22 protein-coding genes are annotated in these 23,063 nt (G+C 74.0%); 9 read left to right on the top strand and 13 right to left on the bottom strand.

Features of this window, described 5'->3' with window-relative positions; all coding sequences use genetic code 11:
* Positions 1–59: 59 nt before the first annotated feature.
* On the top strand, positions 60–2,741 hold the full coding sequence (locus tag AB0C21_RS20865) for an ATP-binding protein (protein WP_500206192.1): 2,682 nt from the start codon (positions 60–62) through the stop codon (positions 2,739–2,741).
* Positions 2,742–2,904: 163 nt separating this feature from the next.
* A complete protein-coding gene (locus AB0C21_RS20860) occupies positions 2,905–3,654 on the top strand; it encodes an SDR family NAD(P)-dependent oxidoreductase (protein ID WP_500206134.1) in 750 nt (249 codons plus the stop codon).
* Between the two features lie 141 nt (positions 3,655–3,795).
* Here the strand turns inward: AB0C21_RS20860 and AB0C21_RS20855 are convergent, their stop codons facing one another.
* The 4 genes from AB0C21_RS20855 to AB0C21_RS20840 form a co-directional block, all read right to left on the bottom strand.
* Entirely contained in the window at positions 3,796–4,842 is a 1,047-nt protein-coding gene (locus AB0C21_RS20855) for a CU044_5270 family protein (RefSeq protein ID WP_500206132.1), read from the bottom strand.
* Positions 4,839–5,447 (bottom strand): RNA polymerase sigma factor, encoded by a 609-nt coding sequence (locus AB0C21_RS20850; RefSeq protein ID WP_500206130.1) that lies wholly within the window; start codon positions 5,445–5,447, stop codon positions 4,839–4,841. The genes AB0C21_RS20855 and AB0C21_RS20850 overlap by 4 nt, the downstream gene beginning before the upstream one ends.
* Positions 5,448–5,594: 147 nt before the next feature.
* Positions 5,595–5,849: a hypothetical protein gene (locus tag AB0C21_RS20845; RefSeq protein ID WP_500206128.1), complete on the bottom strand. Its 255-nt coding sequence runs from the start codon at positions 5,847–5,849 to the stop codon at positions 5,595–5,597.
* Positions 5,846–6,091, bottom strand: a complete 246-nt coding sequence (locus tag AB0C21_RS20840; protein ID WP_500206127.1) for a hypothetical protein — start codon at positions 6,089–6,091, stop codon at positions 5,846–5,848. The genes AB0C21_RS20845 and AB0C21_RS20840 overlap by 4 nt, the downstream gene beginning before the upstream one ends.
* 145 nt (positions 6,092–6,236) lie before the next feature.
* On the opposite strand from AB0C21_RS20840, the gene AB0C21_RS20835 reads away from it, so the two are divergent.
* A complete protein-coding gene (locus AB0C21_RS20835; protein WP_500206125.1) occupies positions 6,237–7,061 on the top strand; it encodes a hypothetical protein in 825 nt (274 codons plus the stop codon).
* A 3-nt stretch (positions 7,062–7,064) separates the two neighbouring features.
* Here the strand turns inward: AB0C21_RS20835 and AB0C21_RS20830 are convergent, their stop codons facing one another.
* Entirely contained in the window at positions 7,065–7,985 is a 921-nt protein-coding gene (locus AB0C21_RS20830) for an NADP-dependent oxidoreductase (RefSeq protein WP_500206124.1), read from the bottom strand.
* A 210-nt stretch (positions 7,986–8,195) separates the two neighbouring features.
* Here AB0C21_RS20830 and AB0C21_RS20825 point away from each other — a divergent pair, with 210 nt between their 5' ends.
* The 4 genes from AB0C21_RS20825 (at position 8,196) to AB0C21_RS20810 (ending at position 10,998) form a co-directional block, all read left to right on the top strand.
* On the top strand, positions 8,196–8,501 hold the full coding sequence (locus tag AB0C21_RS20825; protein ID WP_500206122.1) for an ArsR/SmtB family transcription factor: 306 nt from the start codon (positions 8,196–8,198) through the stop codon (positions 8,499–8,501).
* Positions 8,498–9,442: an ATP-binding cassette domain-containing protein gene (locus tag AB0C21_RS20820; RefSeq protein WP_500206120.1), complete on the top strand. Its 945-nt coding sequence runs from the start codon at positions 8,498–8,500 to the stop codon at positions 9,440–9,442. The genes AB0C21_RS20825 and AB0C21_RS20820 overlap by 4 nt, the downstream gene beginning before the upstream one ends.
* Before the next feature lie 169 nt (positions 9,443–9,611).
* Entirely contained in the window at positions 9,612–10,406 is a 795-nt protein-coding gene (locus tag AB0C21_RS20815) for an ABC transporter permease (RefSeq protein WP_500206118.1), read from the top strand.
* A gap of 157 nt (positions 10,407–10,563) precedes the next feature.
* Positions 10,564–10,998, top strand: a complete 435-nt coding sequence (locus AB0C21_RS20810; RefSeq protein WP_500206116.1) for an SRPBCC family protein — start codon at positions 10,564–10,566, stop codon at positions 10,996–10,998.
* Between the two features lie 38 nt (positions 10,999–11,036).
* On the opposite strand, the gene AB0C21_RS20805 is transcribed toward AB0C21_RS20810, so the two are convergent.
* Positions 11,037–12,917 (bottom strand): ABC transporter ATP-binding protein, encoded by a 1,881-nt coding sequence (locus tag AB0C21_RS20805; RefSeq protein ID WP_149259323.1) that lies wholly within the window; start codon positions 12,915–12,917, stop codon positions 11,037–11,039.
* A gap of 124 nt (positions 12,918–13,041) precedes the next feature.
* Between AB0C21_RS20805 and AB0C21_RS20800 the strand changes: the two genes are divergently transcribed.
* A complete protein-coding gene (locus AB0C21_RS20800; RefSeq protein WP_500206114.1) occupies positions 13,042–14,199 on the top strand; it encodes an aminotransferase class V-fold PLP-dependent enzyme in 1,158 nt (385 codons plus the stop codon).
* A 10-nt stretch (positions 14,200–14,209) separates the two neighbouring features.
* Here AB0C21_RS20800 and AB0C21_RS20795 read toward each other — a convergent pair whose 3' ends face one another.
* From AB0C21_RS20795 to AB0C21_RS20780, 4 genes are all read right to left on the bottom strand, one after another.
* Complete coding sequence (locus AB0C21_RS20795) at positions 14,210–14,629, bottom strand: CBS domain-containing protein (RefSeq protein ID WP_149259321.1); 420 nt, start codon at positions 14,627–14,629, stop codon at positions 14,210–14,212.
* Positions 14,630–14,701: 72 nt separating this feature from the next.
* On the bottom strand, positions 14,702–15,697 hold the full coding sequence (locus AB0C21_RS20790; RefSeq protein WP_500206112.1) for an LCP family protein: 996 nt from the start codon (positions 15,695–15,697) through the stop codon (positions 14,702–14,704).
* Positions 15,694–16,275, bottom strand: coding sequence for an RNA polymerase sigma factor (locus tag AB0C21_RS20785; RefSeq protein ID WP_235036780.1), 582 nt, complete (start codon positions 16,273–16,275; stop codon positions 15,694–15,696). Before AB0C21_RS20785 ends, AB0C21_RS20790 begins: the two co-directional genes overlap by 4 nt.
* Positions 16,276–17,663: 1,388 nt before the next feature.
* Positions 17,664–18,191, bottom strand: a complete 528-nt coding sequence (locus tag AB0C21_RS20780) for a hypothetical protein (protein WP_500206110.1) — start codon at positions 18,189–18,191, stop codon at positions 17,664–17,666.
* A gap of 114 nt (positions 18,192–18,305) precedes the next feature.
* Here AB0C21_RS20780 and AB0C21_RS20775 point away from each other — a divergent pair, with 114 nt between their 5' ends.
* The gene (locus AB0C21_RS20775; protein WP_500206109.1) at positions 18,306–19,556 is read left to right on the top strand and encodes a D-alanyl-D-alanine carboxypeptidase family protein; all 1,251 of its coding nucleotides are present in this window, start codon (positions 18,306–18,308) and stop codon (positions 19,554–19,556) included.
* 96 nt (positions 19,557–19,652) lie between these two features.
* Here AB0C21_RS20775 and AB0C21_RS20770 read toward each other — a convergent pair whose 3' ends face one another.
* The 3 genes from AB0C21_RS20770 to AB0C21_RS20760 are packed head-to-tail and all read right to left on the bottom strand — an operon-like array spanning position 19,653 to position 23,033.
* Complete coding sequence (locus tag AB0C21_RS20770; RefSeq protein WP_500206107.1) at positions 19,653–21,077, bottom strand: pyridoxal phosphate-dependent decarboxylase family protein; 1,425 nt, start codon at positions 21,075–21,077, stop codon at positions 19,653–19,655.
* Entirely contained in the window at positions 21,067–22,428 is a 1,362-nt protein-coding gene (locus AB0C21_RS20765; RefSeq protein WP_500206105.1) for an MFS transporter, read from the bottom strand. Before AB0C21_RS20765 ends, AB0C21_RS20770 begins: the two co-directional genes overlap by 11 nt.
* On the bottom strand, positions 22,425–23,033 hold the full coding sequence (locus AB0C21_RS20760; RefSeq protein WP_500206103.1) for a TetR/AcrR family transcriptional regulator: 609 nt from the start codon (positions 23,031–23,033) through the stop codon (positions 22,425–22,427). The genes AB0C21_RS20765 and AB0C21_RS20760 overlap by 4 nt, the downstream gene beginning before the upstream one ends.
* Between the last annotated feature and the right edge of the window lie 30 nt (positions 23,034–23,063).

Raw genomic sequence — 23,063 nt, 5'->3', positions numbered from 1 at the left:
GGGGTGGTCGATTCGTCCGTCTTTGCGGCGGGTGCGGCTTGTAGTGTGGTCCCGTGCTCATGGGGCGAGACCGCGAGCTCGACCACCTCGCCGGCCTGCTCGAGGACGCCCGCGCCGGGCGGAGCAGGACCGTGGTGGTCCAGGGCGAGGCGGGGATCGGCAAGACGGCCCTCGTCCACCAGGCCGTCGCTGACGCCGGGGAGATGCGGGTCGTCCGCGGCGTCGGCGTCGAGTCCGAGTCGGAACTGGCGTTCGGCGGGCTCCACCAGATGCTGCACCCCTACGCGGACCGGTTCGACGCGCTGCCCGAGCAGCAGGCGGCGGCGCTGCGGTCGGCGTTCGGCCTCGGCTCGGGACCGGCGGGCGACCGCTTCCTGATCGGCGCGGCCACGCTCACGCTGCTGTCGGAGCTGGCCGCCGACCGCCCGCTGGTGTGCCTGGTCGACGACGCCCAGTGGCTGGACACCGCCTCGCTGGACGCGCTGCTGTTCGCCGCCCGCAGGCTCGGCGCCGACCCCATCTCCATGATCTTCACGGCCCGGGACGGCGCCCGCCCGTTCCCCGACCGCGGCCTGGAGGTGCTGCGGCTGGCCGGGCTGGACCGCCGCGCCGCCGAGGACCTGGTGGCGGCGCACGCGCCCGGCCTGACCGTCCCGGTGCGGGAGCGGCTGCTGGACGAGGCGGCCGGCAACCCGCTCGCGCTCATCGAGCTGGGGAGCGCCCTGCGGTCGCGTCCCGCCCGTCCCGCCGAGCCGCTGCCGGTCGGCGGCAGGGTGCAGGAGACGTTCCGCCGCCGGCTGGCCGAGCTGCCGGAGGCCACCCGCCGGCTGCTCCTCGTGGTCGCCGCCGACGGCACCGCCGACCTCGGCATCGTGCTCCGCGCCGGGGACGCGCTCGGCCTGACCCCCGCCGACCTCGAACCCGCCGAGGAGGCCGGGCTCGTCGTCCTCGACGGCGAGGAGGTGCGGTTCCGGCACCCGCTCATCCGCGCCGTCGCCTACCAGGACGCGGCGCACCACCGGCGGATCGAGATCCACGGCGCGCTGGCGCGGGTCCTCGGCGGCGACGAGCACGCCGACCGGCGCGCCTGGCACCTGGCGGCGGCCGCGACCGGCCCGGACGAGGGCGTCGCCGCCGAGCTCGAACGGGTCGCGCACCGCGCCGAGCTGCGCGGCGGGACCGCCGCCGTCGCCACCGCCTACGAGCGCGCCGCGCGGCTCAGCACCGAGCCGGAGGGCCGGGCCCGGCGGCTCGTCCACGCGGCGCGGGCCTCCTACGACGCGGGCCGGCCCGACCAGGCCGCCCGCCTCGCCGAGGAGGCCGAGCACCTCACCGCCGAGGACGGAGTCGTCGCCGAGGCCACCTTCATCCGCGCCCAGGTCGCCTACGAGCGCACCTCCCCGGCCGCCGACGCGGAGCTGGCGCTGCGGGGCGCGGCGCTCATCGCCGAGAGCGACCCCGAGCAGGCGGTGGCCATGCTCACGGAGGCCGTCTGGTCCGCCCGGGACGCCGGGGCGCACGACCTGGTGCGGCAGAGCGTCGAGCTGCTCGGGAAGGTGCGGCTGCCCGCGGGTTCGGCGAAGGCGCCGGTGACCGCCGCACTGATCGCCTACGGGCGGCTGCCGGACGGCGCGCCGGGGGCCGTCCCGCCGATGCGGGCCCTCTTCGAGGCCGCGCGGAACGGCGGGATCGAGGACGTCGTCGAACGCCTCATCGGCGGTTTCATGGGCCTGCTCGTGGCCGACGACCGCGGCGCGACCGGGCTGCTCGTGGAGATGGCGTCGGAGGCCAGGGCCAGGGGCGCGCTCGGCTGGCTCCCCTACATCCTGGAGCCCCTCGCGATCGGGCGGGTGCTGCTCGGCGACCTGCGCGGCGCGGACGCGGCGGCGGCCGAGGGCATGTCGCTGGCCGCCGACATCGGCATGGACATGCAGGTCACCGCGTTGAAGTGCATCACGGTGCGGCTGGAGTCGGACGCCGAGCGCAGCCGCGCCCTGGCGCCGGACGTCCTCGGGCACGCCGACCTGCACCCGACGAACGCCGCGCTCGCGTCCTGGGGCCTCGGCCTGCTCGACCTCGCCGAGGGGGACGCCCGCGCCGCGTTGGAGCGGCTGGACGCGGTGTGCTCCGGCCCCGCCCGGCACGACGTGCTGATCCGCGCCGTTCCCGACCACGCGGAGGCGGCGGTGCGCGCCGGGCGTCCGGAGCTGGCCCGCACCTACCTGCCCGCGTTCGAGACGTGGGCGGCGGCCGCGTCGAGCACCGCCCTGGTCTCCCGGTGCCGCGCCCTGCTCGCCGCCGGGGACGAGGCGGACGAGCACTACCGCACCGCCCTGAGCCTGCACGGCGACCGCGCCTACGACACCGCGCGGACCCGGCTGCTGTACGGCGAGTGGCTGCGTCGCCGGCGCCGCCGCACCGAGGCGCGGGAGGAGCTGACCGCGGCGCGGGAGGCGTTCGCCCGGCTCGGCGCCGAGTGCTGGGCCGAGCGCGCCCGCGCCGAACTGGAGGTCCTCGGGGACCGCCCGGCGGCCCGGTCCGGGGACGCCGACCCCCTGAAGCGGCTGACCCCGCAGGAGCTCCAGGTCGTGCGGCTCGCCGCCGCCGGGCTCAGCAACCGGGAGATCGGCGCGCAGCTCTACCTCAGCCCCCGCACGGTCGGGCACCACCTCTACAAGGCCTATCCGAAGATCGGCGTCACCCGCCGCGTGGAGCTGGCCCGGCTGGTATCGGACATCTGACTTACCCTGACCGGCGCACCCGCCGGCCCCGCCCCGACGACACCGCCCTCTGGGCCCGTCCACCCCCGCTGGCCTGGGATGTTGCACATCCGTTCGATGACCGATGCGGGCCGTCCGGTCGCGCTCGTAGCGTCGTGGCACCTCGAACGAACGGAGAACCACGATGCTTCTGGAGAACAAGACCGCGGTGATCTACGGCGGCGGCGGGGCGATCGGCGGCGCCATGGCGCGCGCCTTCGCGGCCGAGGGCGCGCGCGTGTTCCTCGCCGGCCGCACCCCCGCCACGCTCGACGCCGTCGCCGAGGAGATCCGGGGCGCCGGCGGCCTCGCCGAGACGGCCCGCGTGGACGCCCTGGACGAGGACGCGGTGAACGGCTGGGTCGACTCGGTCGTGGAGACGGCCGGCAGCGTCGACGTGTCCGTCAACGTCATCTCCCAGGACGCGCTGTTCGTGCCCCTGATCGACATGCCGGTGGCGGACTTCGGCCGGGCCATGGAGAAGGTCGCCCGCTCGTTCCTGCTGACCACCCAGGCCGCCGCGCGGCACATGGTCAAGCAGGGCTCGGGCGTGATCCTGCACTTCGGCGGCTCCGACAGCAGCAACCGCATGCCCGGCATCGGGACGGTGCAGATCGGCTGCGACATGGTCGAGGCGATGCGCCGCCAGTGGGCGTGCGAGCTCGGGCCGCACTCGGTCCGCGTCCTGTCGATGCGGACCGGCGGCATCCCCGAGTCCATGCCGGACATCCCGGACATGGAGCCGGTCAAGCAGCAGATGGTGGACGCCACCCTGCTCAAGCGCGCCGCGACGCTCACCGACGTCGGCCGCGTCGCCGCCTTCCTGGCCTCCGACCACGCCGCCAGCCTGACCTCGACGCAGGTCAACATCACCGCCGGCGCCCTGGTCGACTGACGGGGACCTTCTCGGCGCCGCCTCCCCCGCTCCTCGCGCGCGGAGAGACGGCGCGACGGGGGCGGTGACGCCTCGCCCGCTCCGCTGGTCCGCACCCCCGGCGGGCCCGGGCGAGGCGTCATCCCGGCGTTCCGTCCCGGCTCAGCCGCGAGCGCCCGGCTTCGGGACGAAGGCCGAGGCCGTCAGGGCGCCCCAGCCGGTGATCTGCCCCCGCTTCACCGGCAGCAGGCCGGGCTCCCGGTGGTCCTTCACGGCTATGGCGCGAAAGCCCAGGTAGGCGTAGCTCTTCGGATCGATGAGGATCTCACTGCGCAGGTAGCCGTTCTCGACGCGGTAGAGGGTGACCCCGCGGCGACCCCCGAGATCGGCGGCCGCGGGCTCGTAGCGCACGCCGGGGATCCTGGCCGCGGCGCCGTACAGCGCCGCCTCGATCTTCGAGGGGAGGACGGCGTCGCGCATGGAGCGGGTGACGAGTTCGAACGCCGCGGAGTCGCGCTCCTCGGCGGTCGGCGGCTTCGGCTTCGCCTTCTTCATCAGCGCGTACTTCTCGCGTGTCCGCTTCGGCAGTCCCTCCGGGACCGGCTTGCTCCACTCCGCGAGACGCCGGGCGTACTCGGCGTCGACCGTCTTGTAGATCCGCGCGAGCACCGCGCCGGGGTCGGTCGGCAGGGAGAGCAGTTCGGGATAGGCCGGGGTGTACTTCGAGCCCTCGGCGACGCGCAGCCTCCCGTTCTCGACCACGGCGAACCGCTTGCCGTCCGTCCGGCGCCACAGTTCCTGGGTGCGGGTCTTCGCCGGGGTGCCGAAGAGCGGGCGCCCGCCGCCTTCCCGGGTCTCGGCGTAGACGGTCTTCACGTAGGCCCACTGCGCCGGGCCGAGCTTCGGGACGGGCTTGGTCGCCGCGACCAGGGCGGCGTTGCGGGCAAGGTCCTGAGGGCTGCCGACCGGACGCAGGGCGACGGGCTCGGGCTCCCGGTCATCCTGTCCGATGGCGACGACGGCGGCGACCGCCATGGCCCCGGCGAGGGCGCCCGCCGTGAGGAGGCGCCGGCGGCCCGGCCACGGCCGGGTCGGGGACGCGGGCGCGTCATCGCTGAGACGGACGCGCAGGCGGGCCTTGGCCATGCGGTCGTACTCGGGCACGTCCGGGCGGCCCTCGCGGAACAGGGTGATCTCGTCGGTGGTCATGTCGTGTTCTCCTGGAGGGGGTGGGTGCCGCCGAACGCGCGGTGGAGCTTCTTGCGGATCCGGTGCAGGCGGGACTTGATCGTGCCGACGGGGACGCCGAGGGCCTGGGCCGCCTCGTCGTAGCTCAGGTCGGCCCAGGCGATGAGCAGGAGCAGGTCGCGGTCGGCGGCCGAGAGGCGGGTGAGGGCCGCGGCGAGCTCGGGCCGCAGCCGGCCCGCCGCCACCCTGGCGGTGCTGCGCTCGTCGAAGCCCTCGTCCGGCCGGTCCGGCGCCGCGCGGGCGAGGGCCCGGTTCCGGCGGGCCTCGGCCCGGCGGTGCTCGCGCAGGGCGTGCGTGGCGATCCCGTAGAGCCACGGGCGCGCGTCCGGTCGTCCGAGGTCGTACCGCCCGCGCTTGCGGAACGCGGCCAGGAACGTCTCCGCGACGACGTCCTCGGCCATGTCGGGGCCGAGGCGGCGGGCGACGTAGCGGTGGATCTCGTCGCCGTGCCGGTCGAAGATCTCCGCGAAGCGCTCGGGCCGCCGGAGCGACTCCCGCAGGACCGCGGCGTCGGTCACCGGACCGGGAGGGACGTCCGGTTCCGTCCCGGAAGGCGCGGTCAACATGGGCCACGTCCGTTCATGGGGGTCCTTTCGGTTGGCTGTCACCCGGTACTCGACCGGTCGCCGCGAACGGGTTCCCTCTGCATGCGGGGCGGTACGGGGGCGTGTGCGGCCCTTCGGTGTCCTTCCTAGCGATTCCCCCAGGGGTGGTCAGGTGGCCGGGCCCGGGTTGGCGGCTCGCACGGCGTCGGCCTGGAGGGCTTCGGCTTGGAGGGCATCTGTGATGGCGTCCTGCCAGGTCGCGAGGAAGGCGGGGTATCCGTCGGCGAACCGGTGCAGCTGGGCGGCTCCCTCCCACCCCGGCACCCAGCGCCGCTCGCCCCGTGCGGTGAAGAGGGGGAACGCCTCGGCCGGGGGCAGCGGGACGGTGATGCGGCCGGTGAGGCGGTGCCGGACGCCGCTCATCGCGGCTCGTCCAGGGTGTGCGCGTCCGCGGCGGTCAGCGTCAGGCCGTAGACGTCCTTGAGCTGCTCGATCTTGGCGAGCGTCTCCGGCGAGAAGGGGGCCCTGCCCTCGAAGGCGTGCAGGGCGATGCCCTCGACCAGATCGCCGAGGGAGAGGTCGAGGTACTCGGCCAGCGCCTTGAGGACCTTGAGCACGTTGCGCTCGATGCGCACGCCGGTCTGCACTCGCTCAACTTTTACCATGGTACCAAGTTACCAGTTTTGCTCCATGCGGGGCCTTGCCTGGCGGGGGTGAACAGCGGCGCGGGGTGGCCACGCCGGGACGATCGCCCTACCTTGGACGATCACGTGATCTACGGACGTGGCAGACGAAAGCGGATGGAGAGGTATGTCGGAGCCTTCGGCCGGACCTGGCAGCACCGGCGGAGAGCCGCGGGCGAAGGGGCGTCCCTCCACGAACGACGACCGCCGGCAATGGATGTGGCGGCCGTCCTACCTGGCGGCGGGCTTCGCGGTCTCCTTCGTGCTCCTTCTGGCGGTCCGCAGCGACACCTTCTACTGGGTCGCGGTCCTGGGGATGCTCGGGCTCGCCATCGTGGTGCTCCTGGCATTGCAGCTGGCGCTCTACAGACCGTTCGGCGGCCCCGTCCCCTATGCCACGGACGGCACCGACCGCCAGGGCCCGGTGAAGTACCACTACAAGGTCCTGGTCAGGCGCTACCTGCTGGTCATGGCGGTCGCCGCCGTGCTGGTGGCCGTGCCGCTCGCCGTCGGCGTCGGCTACCTCGGCCCGTTCCTCGGCGCGGGGCTGATCTCGCTGGGGATGGGGACGAGGTTCTGGCTTCCCCAGATCATCGCCGCGCGGAGATGCGCCCGGGTCCTGAAGATCTACGACTTCGAGTTCCGCGCCCCCATACGGAAGACGAACCTGGGGGCCAAGGGAGTGCGCTCCCTGATCCTTGGCGGCGACGCCGCGCCGCGCATGTCCGCCCGGGAGCCGCTGTTCTCCGACCGGTGGCCCAAGGAGATCGGCCTCGGCGCGTGGTTCGCCGGGGACGAGCCCTTCGGCGGCGTGATCCTGGTCCCGGGCACGGGTGAGCTGATGTGCATGCAGCCCGAGAACTGGGGCGCGCTCGACAAGGCCCGGCGCGAGGCAGGCCCCGAGCGCCAGGAGCGGGCCAGGCGAGCCGGCCTGGCGCGCAAGAGGATCTAGCGGCTACGGCGTGATGACGAGCTTGCCGCGCGTGTGCCCGCCGCGGCTCTCGTCGAACGCCTCGCCCGCCTTCTCCAGCGGGAACGTCCCGGCCACCTCCACCGTGAGCGCGCCGCGGTCGGCCATGGCCGCCAGCTCGGCGAGCTTCGCCCCGCTCGGGCGGACCCAGATCCAGTGGCCGCCGTGCTCCTCGACCGTGTTGTCCGCGACCGACACGTGCCGCCCGCCCTCGGCCAGGACGGCGAGGGTCGTGTCCAGCTGGCCGCCCACGAAGTCGGCGACCGCGGACACGCCGCCGGGCGCCAGGTCCCGGACGCGCTCGACCAGCCCGTCCCCGTAGGCGACGGGCTCGGCGCCGAGGCCGCGCAGGAAGTCGTGGTTCCGCTCGGAGGCCGTGCCGATGACGCGGGCGCCGCGGTCGCGGGCGATCTGGACGGCCAGGCTCCCCACCCCGCCGGACGCCGCGTGGACCAGCAGCACGTCGCCCGGCCCGATCTCGAGGCGGTCCAGGGAGCGCTGCGCGGTCATGCCGACGAGCGGCAGCCCGCCGGCCTGGTTCCAGTCGAGCGCCGCGGGCTTGCGCGCCACGTCGTCGGCCGCGACCGCGACGTACTGCGCGAACGTCCCGGCGCCGACGACGTCCTTGCGGGCGTAGGACATGACCTCGTCGCCGTCCGCGAAGTCCGGCGTGTCGGGGCCGCTGCCCCGCACGACGCCGGCGACGTCCCAGCCCGGAATGACGGGGAACAGCGCGTCCATCATCCCGTCCAGGCCGCCGGCCATGACCTTCCAGTCCACGGGGTTGACCCCCGCCGCGCGGACCTCGATCAGGACCTGCCCGGGCCCGACCTTCGGGTCCGGGACGTCCCCGACCCGGAGGCGCGAGTTGTCGGCGGCAAAGGAGTCATAGGTGACGGCACGCATTCCCTCAACCTGCCACCCGACCGGCCCGGCAAACATGGCGTGCAACACGTAGGCAGTTCCCTACGTTTGACAGGTAGGAAATCCCCTACGTATCTTCGTGCGCATGAACATCACGCATGTGCGGCTGCTGACCGTGCCGCTCTCCGGCCAGGACGCGGCCAGGGACTTCGACTCCGACGGCAACGGCATCGCGCCGGCCGCGCGGTGACGGTGGACGTCTTCGCGGCCCTGGCCAGCCCCGTCCGGCGGGAGATCACCGCGCTCCTGCTGGACGGGCCGCGCCCGGTCAACGACCTCGCGGCGCACTTCTCGATGAGCCGCCCGAGCGTGTCGGAGCACCTCAGGGTGCTGCGCGACGCCGGGCTGGTCAGCGAGCGGCGCAGCGGCCGGCAGCGCCTCTACCGGCTGGAGCCCGCGCCCCTGCGCGAGCTTTCGGAGTGGCTGTCCCCCTACGAGCGGTTCTGGCGGGAGAAGCTCGCCGACCTGCGCGATCTGCTGGACGAGGAGGACCTGTGACCCCCGTCGTCGAGGCGGCCGGGCTGGTCAAGCGGTTCGGGGGCGTGCGGGCCCTCGACGGGCTCGACCTCGTCGCCGAACCGGGGCAGGTCGTCGCACTGCTCGGCCCGAACGGCGCGGGGAAGACGACGTTCGTCCGCTCGGTGGCGACGCTCGTCCGGCCCGACGGCGGCACCCTTCGCGTGGACGGCGTCGACGCGGCCCGCGAGCCGGGCCGGGTGCGGCGGCTCATCGGCCTGGCCGGCCAGTACGCGGCGGTCGAGGCGGCGATGACCGGGCGGGAGAACCTGGAGATGATCGCCCGCCTGTTCGGCCAGGGCCGCCGGACCGCTCGCGCGAGCGCGGCCGAGGTGCTCGACCGGCTGTCCCTGGGCGAGGTCGCCGACCGTCTCGTCCGCACCTACTCGGGCGGGACGCGCCGCCGCCTGGACCTCGGCGCGAGCCTGGTCGGCGCGCCCCGGCTCCTGCTGCTGGACGAGCCCACCACCGGCCTCGACCCGCGCGGCCGCATCGAACTGTGGGACGCCATCGGCGGCCTGGTGGCGGGCGGCACGAACGTCCTCCTCACCACCCAGTACCTGGACGAGGCCGACCGCCTCGCCGACCGCGTCGTGATCATTGACAGGGGACGGGTGGCCGCCGAGGGCACGCCCGGGGAACTGAAGTCGCGGATCGGCGGCGACCTGGTCGAGGTCCACGTCCGCGACCGCGCCGCGCTGGCCCCCGCCGCCCGCGCCCTCGAACCGATCGCCCCCGTCCACACCGACCCGTCGTCCCTGCTGGTGACGATGCCCGCCGAGGACGGCCCCGACGACCTGCTGAAAGCCGTCCGGGCACTGTCCGACCACCAGGTGGCCATCGAGGACGTCGCCCTGCGCCGCCCCACCCTCGACGAGGTCTTCCTAGCCCTCACCACCACCCCAGAACGGACCCCGTCATGACCATCCCGCGACTTCTGGAAACCGCCGCAGACCACTACCCGCCGAGCGAACGCGCCCGAACGGCGCCGGCACCTGACCTCGGCGCGACCGCCACCCCCACATTGCTCGGAGCCCGGTCGAAGACCCACGCCCCCTCGGAGCGTGGAAGCGGTCGGACCGGGGGGTCGACATGGCGATGACTCGGGTGGCCGGCGGGGCCGGGTTCGGGGCCGCGACCTGGGCGGTCGCGCAGCGGGGGATCCGGCGGACGCTCCGGACGCCGCAGATCCTCGTCATGGGCCTCGTACAGAGCGTCGCGTTCCTGCTCATCTTCCGGTACGTGTTCGGCGGAGCGATCGGCACGGGCGGCGTCGGGTACGTCGACTACATGATCCCGGGGCTGCTGACGGTGAGCGGCCTGTTCGCCGGGATGAGCGCGGCGGTAGCGGTCGCCGAGGACCTCGCGTCCGGCTACCTGGACCGGCTGAGGTCGCTGCCGATGCCGCGCACGGCCGCGCTCGCGGGGCAGGTGGCGGCCGACACGGTGCGGGTCGCGCTGATCCTCGCGGTGAGCGCCGCGCTGGCGTTCGCCGTGGGGTTCCGGGTGCACGCGGGCTGGGGGTCGGCGCTGGCCGGGTTCGGGCTGTGCGTGCTGTTCGGGTTCGCCTTCGTGTGGATGTTCGTGGCGCTGGGGCTGCTGACCGCGAACCCGCAGGCCGCGCAGGGCGTGGGTTTCCTGGCGCTGCCGCTGAGCTTCGTCTCCGGCGCCTACGTCCCGGTGGAGACGATGCCCGGGTGGCTGCGCGGCTTCGCCGAGCACCAGCCGGTCACCGTGATGATGGACGCCGTGCGCGTTCTCACCCAGGGCGACGCGGCGGCCCTAGGCCACTCCCCCGGCGACTACGTCTGGCGGTCCCTGGCGTGGACCACCGGAATCGTCCTGCTGTCCGGTGCCATCGCCCTAACCCGCTTCCGCAAGGTCTGACGTGGGCGCACGGCACGACGTGGGCGGATGGCGGCCTGGGCGCAGGGTGTGACATGGGCGCTGGCCACGACGAGGGCGCAGGATGCAATAAGCGAGGACGCGACTTCAGCACAGGGGCACGACTGTGCGCGGGGGTGCGATGTGGAGGTGGGGGGACATGAGTGGTGAGCGGGCCTCGATCGAGGTGGACGAGTTCCTGCCGCACCCGCCCGCGAAGGTGTGGCGGGCGCTGACCGAGCCGGAGCTGCTGGCTCGCTGGCTGATGCCGAACGACTTCGAGCCCGTCGTCGGGCACCGCTTCACCTTCGCGGCCAAGCCCATCCCGGCGGTCGGCTTCGACGGGACCATCGAGTGCCGCGTCCTCGACATCGAGGAGCTCCGGCTGCTGCGCATCAGCTGGCGCGGCGGCGGCCTCGACACGACGGTGACGTGGCGGCTCGTCGCCGAGGGGCGCGGGACCCGCCTGTTCGTCGAGCACGCGGGCTTCGACCTCGACGACCCCGTCAACGCCTACGCCTTCCGCGGCATGGGCGGCGGCTGGCGCTCCGGCATCTTCCGCGCCCTCCGGGAAGCCCTCACCGACCTGCGCTGACCCCCGTCGCAGGCCGGTGAGCACTTCCAGGCGCTCGGTCAGGCGACGGGTTCGAGGGGCGGCTCGTCGGCGAACTGGGTGCGGTAGAGGTCGGCGTAGCGGCCGCCCGCGGCGAGGAGCTCCTCGTGGGTGCCGCGTTCGATGATGCGGCCGCTCTCCACGACGAGGATCAGGTCGGCGGCGCGGACCGTGGACAGGCGGTGGGCGATGACCACGGCGGTGCGGCCGTCGAGGGCCTCGGTCAGGGCCTCCTGGACGGCGGCCTCGGACGTGGAGTCGAGGTGCGCGGTGGCCTCGTCCAGGATCACGACGCGCTGCCGGGCGAGCAGGAGCCGGGCGATGGTGAGGCGCTGGCGCTCGCCGCCGGACAGCCGGTAGCCCCGCTCGCCGACGATGGTGTCGAGGCCGTCGGGCAGGCCCTCGATGAGGGTGTCGAGGCGGGCGCGGCGCAGGACGTCCCACAGCTCCTCGTCGGTCGCCTCGGGGCGGGCGAGCAGGAGGTTCTCGCGGATCGACTCGTGGAACAGGTGGCCGTCCTGCGTCACCATGCCGAGCGTGTCGCGGATGGCCTGGAACGACAGGTCGCGGACGTCGACGCCGCCGAGCCGGACGGCGCCGGAGTCGACGTCGTAGAGGCGCGGCAGCAGCTGCGCGATCGTCGACTTGCCCGCGCCGGACGAGCCGACCAGCGCGACCATCTGGCCGGGCTCGGCGCGGAACGAGACGTCGTGCAGGACGTCCACGCCGCCGCGGGTGTCGAGGGTGGCGACCTCTTCGAGGGAGGCGAGGGAGACCTTGTCGGCGGACGGGTAGGCGAACGTGACGTTGTCGAACTCGACCGCCACCGGGCCCTCGGGCACGTCGCGCGGCTCGGGCTTCTCGCTGACGAGCGGCTTCAGGTCGAGCACCTCGAAGACCCGCTCGAAGCTCACGAGCGCGCTCATCACCTCGACGCGGGCGCTGGCCAGGGCGGTCAGCGGCGCGTACAGGCGGGTGAGCAGCAGGGCCAGGGCGACGACCGCGCCGGCGTCGAGGTGGCCGCGCAGGGACAGGAACCCGCCGACGCCGTAGACGAGCGCGAGGGCGAGCGCGGAGACCATCGTGAGCGCCGTGATGAAGACGTGCTGCACCATCGCGGTGCGGACGCCGATGTCGCGGACGCGGCGGGCCCGGGCGGCGAACTCGGCCGACTCGCGGGCGGGGCGCCCGAACAGCTTCACCAGCGTCGCTCCGGGGGCGGAGAAGCGCTCGGTCATCTGCGTGCTCATCGCGGCGTCGTGCGCCGCGGCCTCGCGTTCGAGCTTCGCCAGGCGGCTGCCCATCCGGCGGGCCGGGAGGACGAAGACGGGCAGCAGGACCAGCGCGAGCAGGGTGATCTGCCAGGAGATGCGCACCATCACGGCGAAGGTGAGCAGGACGGTCACAAGGTTGCTGACCACTCCGGAAAGGGTGTCGCTGAACGCGCGCTGGGCCCCGATCACGTCGTTGTTGAGGCGGCTGACCAGGGCGCCGGTGCGGGTCCGGGTGAAGAAGGCGACCGGCATGCGCTGGACGTGGTCGAACACGGCCGTGCGCAGGTCGAGGATCAGCCCCTCGCCGATGCGCGCGGACAGCCAGCGGTTGAGGAGGCCGAGGGAGCCCTCGGCGAGCGCCAGTACGGCGATCAGAACGGCGAGCCACACGACGGTGGACGTCGCCTCATGGTCGACGATCGCGTTGACGACCCACCCGGCGAGCACCGGTGTCGCCACCGCGATGACCGCCATCACCACGCTGAGCAGGAGGAATGCCGTGAGCAGCCCCCGGTGCGGGCGGGCGAAGCGGCCGATGCGCCCCAGCGTCGCCTTGGAGAACGGCCTGCTGTCCCGTGCGTTCATGGCGTGGTGCAGCGACATCCACGCCGTGACTTCCATGTCCATGGAGCCCCCTGTGATCGTTAGCCTGGAACAGCGAGCATGCGACCTCAAGAAAGGTTGAGGTCAAGCCGCCGCCGGATCCCAGGGTCCCGCGGGGGTACGACATTCCGCGAGAGGAAGGCGGCCTGTGGACATCGACGAGCTCCGGTCCGACACCCCCGGCTGCGCGAAGGTGGCTCACCTCAACAACGCCGGGGCCGCCCTGCCGCCGCGTCCCGTCATCGACGCCGTCGCCGGGCACTTCGAACTGGAGTCGCTGATCGGCGGATACGAGGCGGCCGAGCGCAACGAGGCGCCGATCGCGCACTTCTACGACGCCGTCGCCAGGCTCCTGGGGGCCCGTCCTGCCGAGATCGCCTTCGTGGAGAACGCCACCCGTGCGTGGGACATGGCGTTCTACGCGATCCCCTTCGCGGACGGCGACCGCATCCTGACGACGACGAGCGAGTACTCCAGCAACGCCATCGCCTACCAGCAGGTGGCTGCGGCCAAGGGCGCGCATGTGGAGGTCGTCCCGGACGAGCCCGACGGCACCCTTTCCCTGGACGCGCTGGAAGCCGAACTGGCCAAGGGCGACGTCCGGCTGGTGTCGTTGAACCACATCCCCACGCAAAACGGGCTCGTCAACCCGGCCGCCGAAGTGGGGCGGCTGTGCCGCGAGCACGGCGTCCTGTACCTCCTGGACGCGTGCCAGTCGGTGGGGCAGCTCGCCATGGACGTCGACGAGATCGGCTGCGACATCCTGTCGGCCACAGGGCGCAAGTACCTGCGCGGCCCGCGCGGCACGGGCTTCCTGTACGTCCGGCACGGAATCCTGCAGACGCTCGTCCCGCCGTTCCTCGACCTCCAGGCCGCCGACTGGAAGGCGCCGGACGGGTTCGTGATGCGCGACGACGCGCAGCGGTTCGAGACGTGGGAACGGCACGTGGCCGGGCAGATCGGGCTGGGCGTCGCCGCCGACTACGCGGCCGACCTGGGGATGGCGGAGATCGAGGCCCGCGTCCTCGGCCTCGCCGCCCGGCTCAGGGAGGAGCTGGCCGCGCGGCCCGGTGTCACCGTCCTGGACAAGGGCGCCCGCCCGTCCGGCATCGTCACGTTCACGGTGGAGGGCCGCGACCCGGCGGCCGTCAAGGCGGCGGCGAGAGAGGTCGGCGTCAATGTCAACGTCACCAACCCGGCCTCACACGGATACGACCCGCACGTCCGTCCAGCGGCCGTGCGGGCCTCCGTGCACTACTACAACACCGACGAGGAGCTGGAACGGCTCCTGTCCGTGCTGCCCTAGGCCGGGCAGTTCACGTGTTGGAACGCGCCGCGCTGATGTCGGCGAGCGCCGACGCGGCGTCCTTCTCGATCGCCAGGTCCCCGATGGACACGATGCCCACCGGACGGCCGTCCTCCATGACCGGGAGCCGCCGCACGGACCGCTCCCGCATGATCTGCGCGGCCCTGTCGAGGGAGTCGTCGGGCCCCACGGTCGCGGTCACCTTGCTGGCGATCTCGCCGATCCTCGCCTTGGCGGGGTCGCCGCCCGCGGCGAGCCCGCGCACCACCAGGTCGCGGTCGGTGACGACGCCCTTCAGGTCGTCGCCCTCCGCCACCAGGACCGCACCGATGTCCTCGTCGCGCATCGCACGCGCCACGGTCACGATGTCGAGTTCCGGCGACACCGACGTGGGCGAGCCGGTCATGATGTCGCGGACTTTCGTGGCCATCGCTCACACACTCCTTGCTCGTGGGTCGTAGCCGGGATCGATGCGGCCCCTACCCTCCGAAGGCGCTATCACTCATCGCGTCCGGAACGGTGCGAGCACCCGCCGCGCGGCCGGCTCGTCCACCACGAGCCGGTTCGGGTCGGAAGGCGCGGGACGGACCGGGATCGTGCGGAAGGCGGCCCCGTCGCCCTTGTCGAACCCCCGCGCGAGGGAGCGCAGCGTCCCGGCGTCCAGCTTCGGCGTGCCCTCGACCGAACCGGCCGCGACGGCGAGGAAGCGCGCGAACCTCAGCGGGTCCCGCGACATCATCTCCCTGGCCTTCCGCGCCACCGAGGCGAGGAACCACTGCTGGCGTTTGATGCGGTCCAGGTCGGAGCCGTCGCCCAGGCCGTGTCTGGCCCGGACGTAGGCGAGCGCCTGCGTCCCGTTCACCAGGTGCCTGCCCGGGGGCAGGCGCAGCCCGGACATCTGGTCGTTTACCGCCTTGGGCAATGTGATCTCGATCCCGCCGAGCGCGTCCACCATCCTCTTGAACCCCTCGAAGTCGATCACCACGGCCCGGTCGATCGGGACGGCGGTCAGCCCCTCCACCGTCTTCCACGTGCAGGCGGTGCCGCCGAGCGGGAACGCGGTGTTGACGGTTCCCTGCTGCGCACGGATCCCGCGGCAGCCGATCCGCACGAGGACGTCCCGCGGGATGCTCACCACCTGCGGCTTCTTCCGGTCGGCGGGGACGTGCACGAGCATCAGGGTGTCCGAGCGCGGCGGGCCGCCACCGCGCGCGTCCAGCCCGATGACCAGCACGTTCAACGCCTTGGCCGCCGCGGGCGGGGTCGGGTTCGGCGTCGCGGGCCGCGCGCCGCGCCCGTGCAGCAGCCCCACCGGAACGAGGATCGCCGCGGCCGTCACCGCCGCGACCACGCCGAGCAGCGTCCACCGCCCCGGACCGCGGCGCCTGCGCCTCGCCCCGTCCAGCAGCCGGTTCCGCTGCCGGACGAGGGACGGCGGCGGCTCGTGCTCCAGGTCGCGGCCGAGGTCGCGGAGCAGTTCCAGGTCGTCCACGGTCACGCCTCCTCGCGCGTCGGGTCGGTGTCGCCGAGCGCCGCGCGCACCTTGCGCCGCGCCCGGTTGAGGCGGGAGCGGACCGTGCCGACCGGGATGCCGAGCGCCCGCGCCGCCTCCTCGTAGGACAGGTCGCCCCAGGCCACCAGCAGCAGGACGTCCAGGTCGCGGCGCGCCAGGCCGGACAGCGCCGCCGCCAGCGCGGGACGCGTCGCCGACGCGGTCACCCCCGCCGCGACGCGGTCGTCGGGCCCCTCCACCGGGCCGTCCACGGGGCTGCGCCGCAGCGCCCGGTAGCGCGCGGCCTCCGCACGGTGGTGCCGCGCGACCAGCTTCGTCGCGATGCCGAACAGCCACGGCCGCGCGTCCTGCTGCGCCAGGTCGTAGCGGTGCCGCTTGCTGAACGCGACCAGGAACGTCTCTCCGACGACGTCCTCCGCGGGCTCCGGACCGAGCCTGCGGGAGACGTACCGGTAGAGCATCGCCGAATAGCGGTCGAACAGCGCGGCGAACGCCTCGGGATCGGCGAGCGAACTCTCGATGAGAGCCGCGTCGCACTCCCGAGCCGTGGGGGGAACGGTCATCGCGGCCACCATGGCATGCGCACCGGGCCTTCCCGTGCGGGGACGTTGTCAGCGGTGTATCTCCGCAACCCGCCTTCCGGGTTCACGCTGGACCTGAGACACGGCCCCGCGGATACGGATTCCGGCGAACCTTCCCGATAAAATGCGCATCCTCATATGCACGGGGTTGTCGGCAGGACCGCTCCGCCGCCTGTCGGGGTACGAGCAGAGGGGGTCTGCACGTGGGCGACGACGCCGAACTTGACGAGGAAGCGGCGCGCAACAGAACCGCCGAGTTCCGCGTACCGGCGAAGGTCAACATGACCCGTCCGGACATCGCCGTCCGCCGTCCGGTGAAACCGCAGGACGAGGCCGGCGACGAGTCGGCCGACGCGTCCGGCGACGAGGAGGCGGCGGAAGAGTCGGGCGAGAAGCCCTCGGCGGGCCCGACCTGGTACGTCCAGTTCACGCCTCCCGAGGCGGAGGAGCCCGAACGGGACACGCCGTCCCCTGCCGCGCCTCCGCCTCCGGAGACCAAGCCTTGGCGCCCCACGTCCCAGTCCGTCCGCGACGAGGAGCCCGCCCAGGAGGAAGAGGCGGCCCAGGAGGAAGAGGCCGCGTCCCCGGCGGACGAGGCCCCGGCCGAAGAGCCCCCCGCCGACGACCCGACCCAGACCACCGCGCCCCAAGAGGACCGCGCGGCCCCCGCCGCGCAGGAGCGCGAAGGGCGCGGCGCCTCGGCCCCTGGCCATGCCGGGCCCCCGGCGCCCAGCGCCGCCCCACCACCGGCCGTGACACCCCGAACCAGCGGCCGGCACGCGGCACACCCCGCCCCCGAACGCCCCCAGGGCGAAGCCCCCCAGGAAGACCCGGGCGACGCCCAAAAACCACGCGGCAAGCGAGCCCGCCCGGCGCCCCCCGACAGCGAACGCGGCCCGCAGAACACACCCGCACTCGCCGCACGCCAGGAACGCCCCAGCGAAGCGCACGAGAACGCAGCACCACCCGCCCCACCGCAACAGGCGGCACCTCAGGAGAGCGAGCGGGCACAGGGCGCACCCCGCCCCGCTCCCGCGCAACGCCAGGAACGCCCAAGCGACGCCCGCGGTAACACAGCACCACCCGCCCCACCACAACACGCGGCACCTCAGGAGACCGAACGGCCCCAAGGCGCAGCTCACCGCGCCACTCCGGCTCAGCGGCAACCGCAGGAACGTCCGGGCGACGGCCAAGAACCACGCGGCGAGCGGGCCCGGCCGGCGCCCGCTGACAGCGAGCGCGGCCCGCAGAGCACGCCCGCGTCCGCCGCACGCCAGGAAACACCTCGCGAGGCGCGCGGGAGCGCGGCGCCGCCTGCCCGGTCACAACAAGCAGCACCGCAGGAGACCGAGCACCCCCAAGGCGCGCCCTCACGCCACAGCCCGGCCCAGCCGCAACGCCAGGAACGGCCCGGTGACGCCCGCGAAGCGCGTGGGAATGTCGCGCCACCCGCCGCATCCCGTCAGGCGGCGCCTCGGGAGAACGAGCGGCCCCAGGGCGGGGCGCCACGCCCTACTCCTGCGCAGCCGCAGTGGCAGGAACGTCCGGGTGACGTCCATGAAACACGGGGCGACTGGGGCCGACACGCGCCCCCTGACGACGAGCGCCCTCAGGGCGCGCCCGCGCCGCACCAGGAACGTCCCGGCGGAGCGCACGGGAGCGCGGCGCCGGCCGCCCCGTCGCGGCATGTGGTGCCTCGGGAGAGCGAGCGGGGCCAGGGTGCGGCCCGTTCCGCTCCACCGCAGCGCCAGGAGCGTCCCGGTGACGTCCACGAGATGCGAGGCAACCGGGCGCTGCCCGCGCCGCAACGACACCCCGCCCCGCCCGACACCGAACGGCCCCGGGGCGCGGCCGGGCCGGGGACGCAGCAGGAAGCGCCCGGCGACGTCCGTCCTCAAGCGCACTCCCCTGCCGGACCCACGCGGGTCGAGCGGTTGCCGGACCTGTCGCAGGGCGGCCCCTGGGAGGCTTCGCTTCCGGCCCCGACGGCGCGGACGTCCGGGCAATGGAGCGTGCCCTGGGACGGGGAGGCACCACCCGCCCAACCGGCCGCGCCCGTCGCGCCGGAGAAGCGCAAGGGCAAGCGGCGCTGGCTCGTCGTCGTCGCGGCCATGCTGGTCCTCGTGGCCGGGGTCGTGGCGGGGCAGCTGCTGCGGCCGCCGCCCGACCCGACGGTGCGGCTGACCATCGCGTCCAGCCACACCTTCCCCGGGCAGGCCCCGACGCTGCCGTGGCCCGGGGTGGGCCAGGCGGTGCTCTACGTGGACGGGGTCGGGACGATGGGCTCGTCGGGCGGCGCGGTGCCGACGCCCACGGCGAGCGTCGCCAAGGTGATGACGGCCTACGTGTACCTGAACGACCATCCGCTGAAGCCCGGCGAGGCGGGGCCGGTGCTGACCGTGTCACCGCAGGCGGCGGCGCAGATCCCGGCGCGCAAAAGGCGCGGCGAGTCGCTCCTCGAAGTCACGGCGAACCAGCGTTTGACGCAGCGCAAGGCGCTGGAGGCCCTGCTCATCATCTCGGCGAACGACGTGGCGCACGAGCTGGCGCGCTGGGACTCCGGCAACGAGCAGGCGTTCGTGGCGAAGATGAACGCCGCGGCGCAGCGGCTCGGCATGGCCTCCACGCGCTACACCGACCCGAGCGGCTACCACTCCGGCACCGTCAGCACGGCCGCCGACCAGGTGAAGCTGCTGCGGGCGGCGATGAGGATCCCGGCCTTCACCGAGATCGTGAACAACCGGATGTACGTGCCGGACGGCGGCGGCTCCCCCCGGCAGGGCGGCAACTTCCTCCTCGGGCGCAACGGCGTGGTCGGCGGCAAGACCGGCTACACCGACGCGGCGGGCGGGAACTACGTGTTCGCCGCGCGCCGGGACGTCGGCGGCACGCAGACCCTGATCGTCGGCGCGGTGATGGGGCAGCGCTCCCCCAGCGCGGCGGACGCCGTCAACACGGCGGAGGGCATCCTCGTCGCCGCCGAGCAGGCCATGGTCGCGGCGCCGCTGGCGCGCCCCGGGCAGACGGTCGGCTGGCTCGACGACGGGCTCGGCGGCCGGAAGGCGCTGACCGCCGCGTCGCCGCTGAACGTCGTCGGCTGGCCCGGCCTCACCGTGCCCGTCCGGTTCGACGGCGACCCGCCCGCCGAGCCCGAGCGCGGCACCAAGGCCGGTGTCGTGGACGCGGGCAGCGCCCGGGTGCCGGTGAAGGTCGGCACGGGACGACCTCCGTCCCTCGTCAAGCGGCTGACGCGCCTCGGCTAGCGACGTCGACGCGCGGCGTGCCGCCCCTGTCCAAGCGCTGACTGGGCGGCACGCCGCAAGGCAACGCGGGGGCTTCGGCGTCGGGCCGGCCCCGCGTCAGGCGTACAGGGCCGACAGGAAGCGGATCAGCAGGGCCTCGCGGGTGGCGGGCGGCAGGGCGTCCAGGATCGCGTTGACCATGGCCATCTCCGGTTCCGCGCCGCCGGCGAGGTCCACGCCGACCGACGCGAGCAGCCCCGCGAACCCGGCGTCGTCCAGGCTGTCGAGGTCGAGGCCGGCGAGCGCGTCCACCAGGTCGGACGGGACGTCCGGCGGCCCGGCGGCGCGGGCGGCCTTCACCGCGTCGGCCAGCGCGGCCAGGAGCGCGTCGAAGTCGCTGACGCCGGTCAGCGTGAAGTGCAGGTTCGGCGGGATGCCCTGGTAGGACAGCTGCGGCTGGAAGAACCAGCCGCGGGCGCGGGCCTCGTCGGCGACGACGAACACGTCCAGCTCCGGGTCGGACGAGGCGACGGCGACGAGCGGGGCGGCGGGCTCGCCGAGCACCCGGAGGCCCGGGATGTCCGCGATGCCCGCGGCGAGCCGCTCGGCCGCGCTCATCGCGGACTCGGCGAGTTCCCGGTAGCCGCGCGCGCCGACCGCCATGAGGGTCGCCCACGCCGCGCCCAGCGGCCCCGCGCTCTTGCTGCTCTGCACGCCCGCGTTGATGACGGTGTAGCCGGGCCATTCGGCGGACGCGAAATAGGCGTGCCGGCGGAGCGACTCGTCCGCGAACAGCACGACCGAGGCCCCCTTGGGCGAGTAGCCGTACTTGTGCAGGTCGCAGGAAAGGGACGTGACGCCCGGCACGGACAGGTCGAACGGCGGGACGTCCCGTCCGGCGTCGCGCAGCCAGGGCAGCACCCAGCCGCCGACGCAGGCGTCCACGTGGCACGGAACCCCGGCGGAGGCGGCGATGGCGGCGATCTCCGGGACCGGGTCCATGACGCCCTGCGGGTAGGACGGCGCGGAGGCGACGACGAGCACCGTCCGGGGCGTGAGCGCGGCGGCGGTCGCGGCCGGGTCGGCGCGGAACGCGTCGTCCACGGGAACGTGCACGACCTCCAGGCCGAGGTAGTGCGCGGCCTTGTGGAACGCGGGGTGCGCCGTCGTCGGCAGGACGATCTGGGGCGTGCCGTCCACCGGGCGGGCGTCCCGCGCCGCCTTCACCGCCAGCATGATCGACTCGGTGCCGCCGCTGGTGAAGATGCCCGACCCGCCGCCGAGCTTGCCGGCGACCGCCCCGACGATCCGCCGTTCGAGCGCGACGATGCTGGGGAAGGCGGTCGGATCCAGGCAGTTGACCTCCAGCATCTCCTGGTAGGCGGTGGCGGCGAGGTCGTGCACCGCCTCCCGCCCCGTGTCGTAGACGTAGGCGGTGACCTGGCCGCCGCGCACGGGCAGGTCGGCGTCCCGCAGCCGGGCGAGTTCGGCGAGCAGCTCGGCGGCGGGGCGGCCGGCTTCGGGAAGGGGGTCAGACGGCATGTTCCGGTGTTTCCTCGATCGGGAGGTGGGCGGCGGCCCGCCGACGGTAGGCCAGCAGGAGGGGGACGCTGAGCAGCAGGAGCACGGCCGGGACGAGCGTGAACCCGGCGGTCAGCCCGCTGAGGGCCGAGTCCGGCTGGACGACGGGGGTGTCCAGGTCGGAGGACTGGAACGACGAGGCGGCCAGGATCAGCGCGAAGACACCGGGGCCGAGGGCGAGCGCGCCCGTCTCCGCCGCCGTCCACAGCCCGGTGAAGGCGCCGGACTGCGCGTGCCCGGTCCGTCCGGCGTCGGCGTGGACGGTCTCGGGCATCAGCGACAGCGGCAGCAACTGGACGGCGGCGTAGCAGACGCCGACCACGGCGCTGAGGGCGAGGACGCCGGCGGTGGAGGTGATGAGCGGGTAGGCCGCCGCGGCGGCCGCGGCGAACACCACCAGCGCCGCGGCGTAGCAGCCGACCTCCCCGTACCTGCGCGCCAGCCACCGCCACAGCGGGACGGCGAACGCGCTCGGCGCCACCATGCAGACGAACATCGCCGAGGTGAGCCCGTAGTCGTCCAGCCGGTAGGTCGCGACGTAGGGCGCGCCCGCCAGCATGATCGCGACGGCGAGGGTGTTCCCGACGTGCGCGCCGAGCAGCAGGAAGAACGGCCGGTTGCCGCGGGCGGTGCGCAGCGCGGCGACCAGCCCGAGCGGGTGCGGTCCCGGGCGGGAGGGGATCCAGCGGGTCGCCAGCGTGCTGGCCACCATCGCCGCGCCCATGATGAGCCCGATCACGGCACCCATCAGGGCGTATCCCGCGCGCCCGCCGCCGGCGGCGCCGGTCAGGACGGGCGCGAGCCCGCCGGCGACCAGGATGCCGACCGTCAGGCAGACGACCCGCCACGCCATCGCGCGGCCGCGCTCGGACGGCTCGCCCGAGATCTCCGCGGGCAGCGCCACATACGGCACCTGGAAACACGCGAACGCGCTCGCGGCCAGCAGGAACATGACCCCGGCCCAGCCGGCGGCGAACCCCGGGGAGTCGACCGGGACGGCGAACATCCCGGCGAACAGCAGCGGCAGCGTCACCGCGCCCAGCAGCAGCAGGCGGGTGCGGCGCCCGGTCCGGACGGCCTCGCGGTCGCTGGCGGCGCCGACGACCGGGTTGAGCAGCACGTCCCACGCCTTGGGCACGACCAGGACGGCCCCGGCGATCGCGGCCGTCACGCCGAGGACGTCGGTGAGGTAGTAGAGGAGGAGCAACCCGGGGACCGAGGAGAAGACACCGGTGCCGATCGAGCCGACGCCGTAGCCCAAGAGGCGCCGGCGGGGCAGTGCGGTATTCGTTTGGAGCGGCGCGGTGGTCATCCGGCGCCGCCGGAGCGCATCCGGATCGCGGCGGCGACCGTCCGGCGCATGTGGGCGCGGAACCGGGCGACCGCCTGCGGGTCGTCCAGGTTCCGGCGTTTCCCCTGCTGGTCGAGGATGCCGCCCGCGCCGAACCCGTGCGTGCACCAGACGACCGTCCAGACGAGGTAGTCGAGATCGACCTCGTCGCCCACGATTCCGCGGACGGCGTCGCTGGTCATCTGCATCAGCGGCCGGACGTAGTCGTCGTCCAGATGCGCGACGTCGGCGGCGTCCGACAGCCACCGGTGCATCCACAGGGCGGGGATCTCGGGCTGCTCCAGGCAGAGCACGACGTACCGGTCGACGAGGGTGAGGAGGCCCTCCTCGTCCGGGGTCATCTCGGCGATGGCCTTCTCCAGGACCTGCCGCTCGGCGCGGTGGGCACGTTCCATGACGATGAGGTACAGGTCGCGCTTGCCGCCGACGTGGTAGGCCACGGTGGCGACGTTCAGCCCCGCCGCCTCGGCGATCATGCGGGTGGACGTCCCGTCGTAGCCCAGTGCGGCGAACAGCCGGGTCGCGGACTCGATGATCCGCTCTCGCCCGTTGTCGCTGCTGCTCATGCGGCCAAAGCTAGGCGCTCGGACCGCGCT

Origin of the sequence: Spirillospora sp. NPDC049024 (genome assembly GCF_040649235.1) — a bacterium.
In the GTDB taxonomy this organism is placed as follows: Bacteria; Actinomycetota; Actinomycetes; order Streptosporangiales; family Streptosporangiaceae; genus Spirillospora.
The sequence above is the reverse complement of the archived record's forward strand: the minus strand, read 5'-3'. Positions and strand labels throughout refer to the sequence as shown.

Coding starts and splice junctions, on each gene's coding strand:
- AB0C21_RS20860 (WP_500206134.1), top strand. CDS start 2,905: ATGCTTCTGGAGAACAAGACCGCGGTGATCTACGGCGGCGGCGGGGCG.
- AB0C21_RS20805 (WP_149259323.1), bottom strand. CDS start 12,917: ATGGACATGGAAGTCACGGCGTGGATGTCGCTGCACCACGCCATGAAC.
- AB0C21_RS20830 (WP_500206124.1), bottom strand. CDS start 7,985: ATGCGTGCCGTCACCTATGACTCCTTTGCCGCCGACAACTCGCGCCTC.
- AB0C21_RS20865 (WP_500206192.1), top strand. CDS start 60: ATGGGGCGAGACCGCGAGCTCGACCACCTCGCCGGCCTGCTCGAGGAC.
- AB0C21_RS20840 (WP_500206127.1), bottom strand. CDS start 6,091: ATGGTAAAAGTTGAGCGAGTGCAGACCGGCGTGCGCATCGAGCGCAAC.
- AB0C21_RS20765 (WP_500206105.1), bottom strand. CDS start 22,428: ATGACCACCGCGCCGCTCCAAACGAATACCGCACTGCCCCGCCGGCGC.
- AB0C21_RS20785 (WP_235036780.1), bottom strand. CDS start 16,275: ATGACCGTTCCCCCCACGGCTCGGGAGTGCGACGCGGCTCTCATCGAG.
- AB0C21_RS20795 (WP_149259321.1), bottom strand. CDS start 14,629: ATGGCCACGAAAGTCCGCGACATCATGACCGGCTCGCCCACGTCGGTG.
- AB0C21_RS20760 (WP_500206103.1), bottom strand. CDS start 23,033: ATGAGCAGCAGCGACAACGGGCGAGAGCGGATCATCGAGTCCGCGACC.
- AB0C21_RS20855 (WP_500206132.1), bottom strand. CDS start 4,842: ATGACCACCGACGAGATCACCCTGTTCCGCGAGGGCCGCCCGGACGTG.
- AB0C21_RS20815 (WP_500206118.1), top strand. CDS start 9,612: ATGGCGATGACTCGGGTGGCCGGCGGGGCCGGGTTCGGGGCCGCGACC.
- AB0C21_RS20810 (WP_500206116.1), top strand. CDS start 10,564: ATGAGTGGTGAGCGGGCCTCGATCGAGGTGGACGAGTTCCTGCCGCAC.
- AB0C21_RS20845 (WP_500206128.1), bottom strand. CDS start 5,849: ATGAGCGGCGTCCGGCACCGCCTCACCGGCCGCATCACCGTCCCGCTG.
- AB0C21_RS20850 (WP_500206130.1), bottom strand. CDS start 5,447: ATGTTGACCGCGCCTTCCGGGACGGAACCGGACGTCCCTCCCGGTCCG.
- AB0C21_RS20835 (WP_500206125.1), top strand. CDS start 6,237: ATGTCGGAGCCTTCGGCCGGACCTGGCAGCACCGGCGGAGAGCCGCGG.
- AB0C21_RS20770 (WP_500206107.1), bottom strand. CDS start 21,077: ATGCCGTCTGACCCCCTTCCCGAAGCCGGCCGCCCCGCCGCCGAGCTG.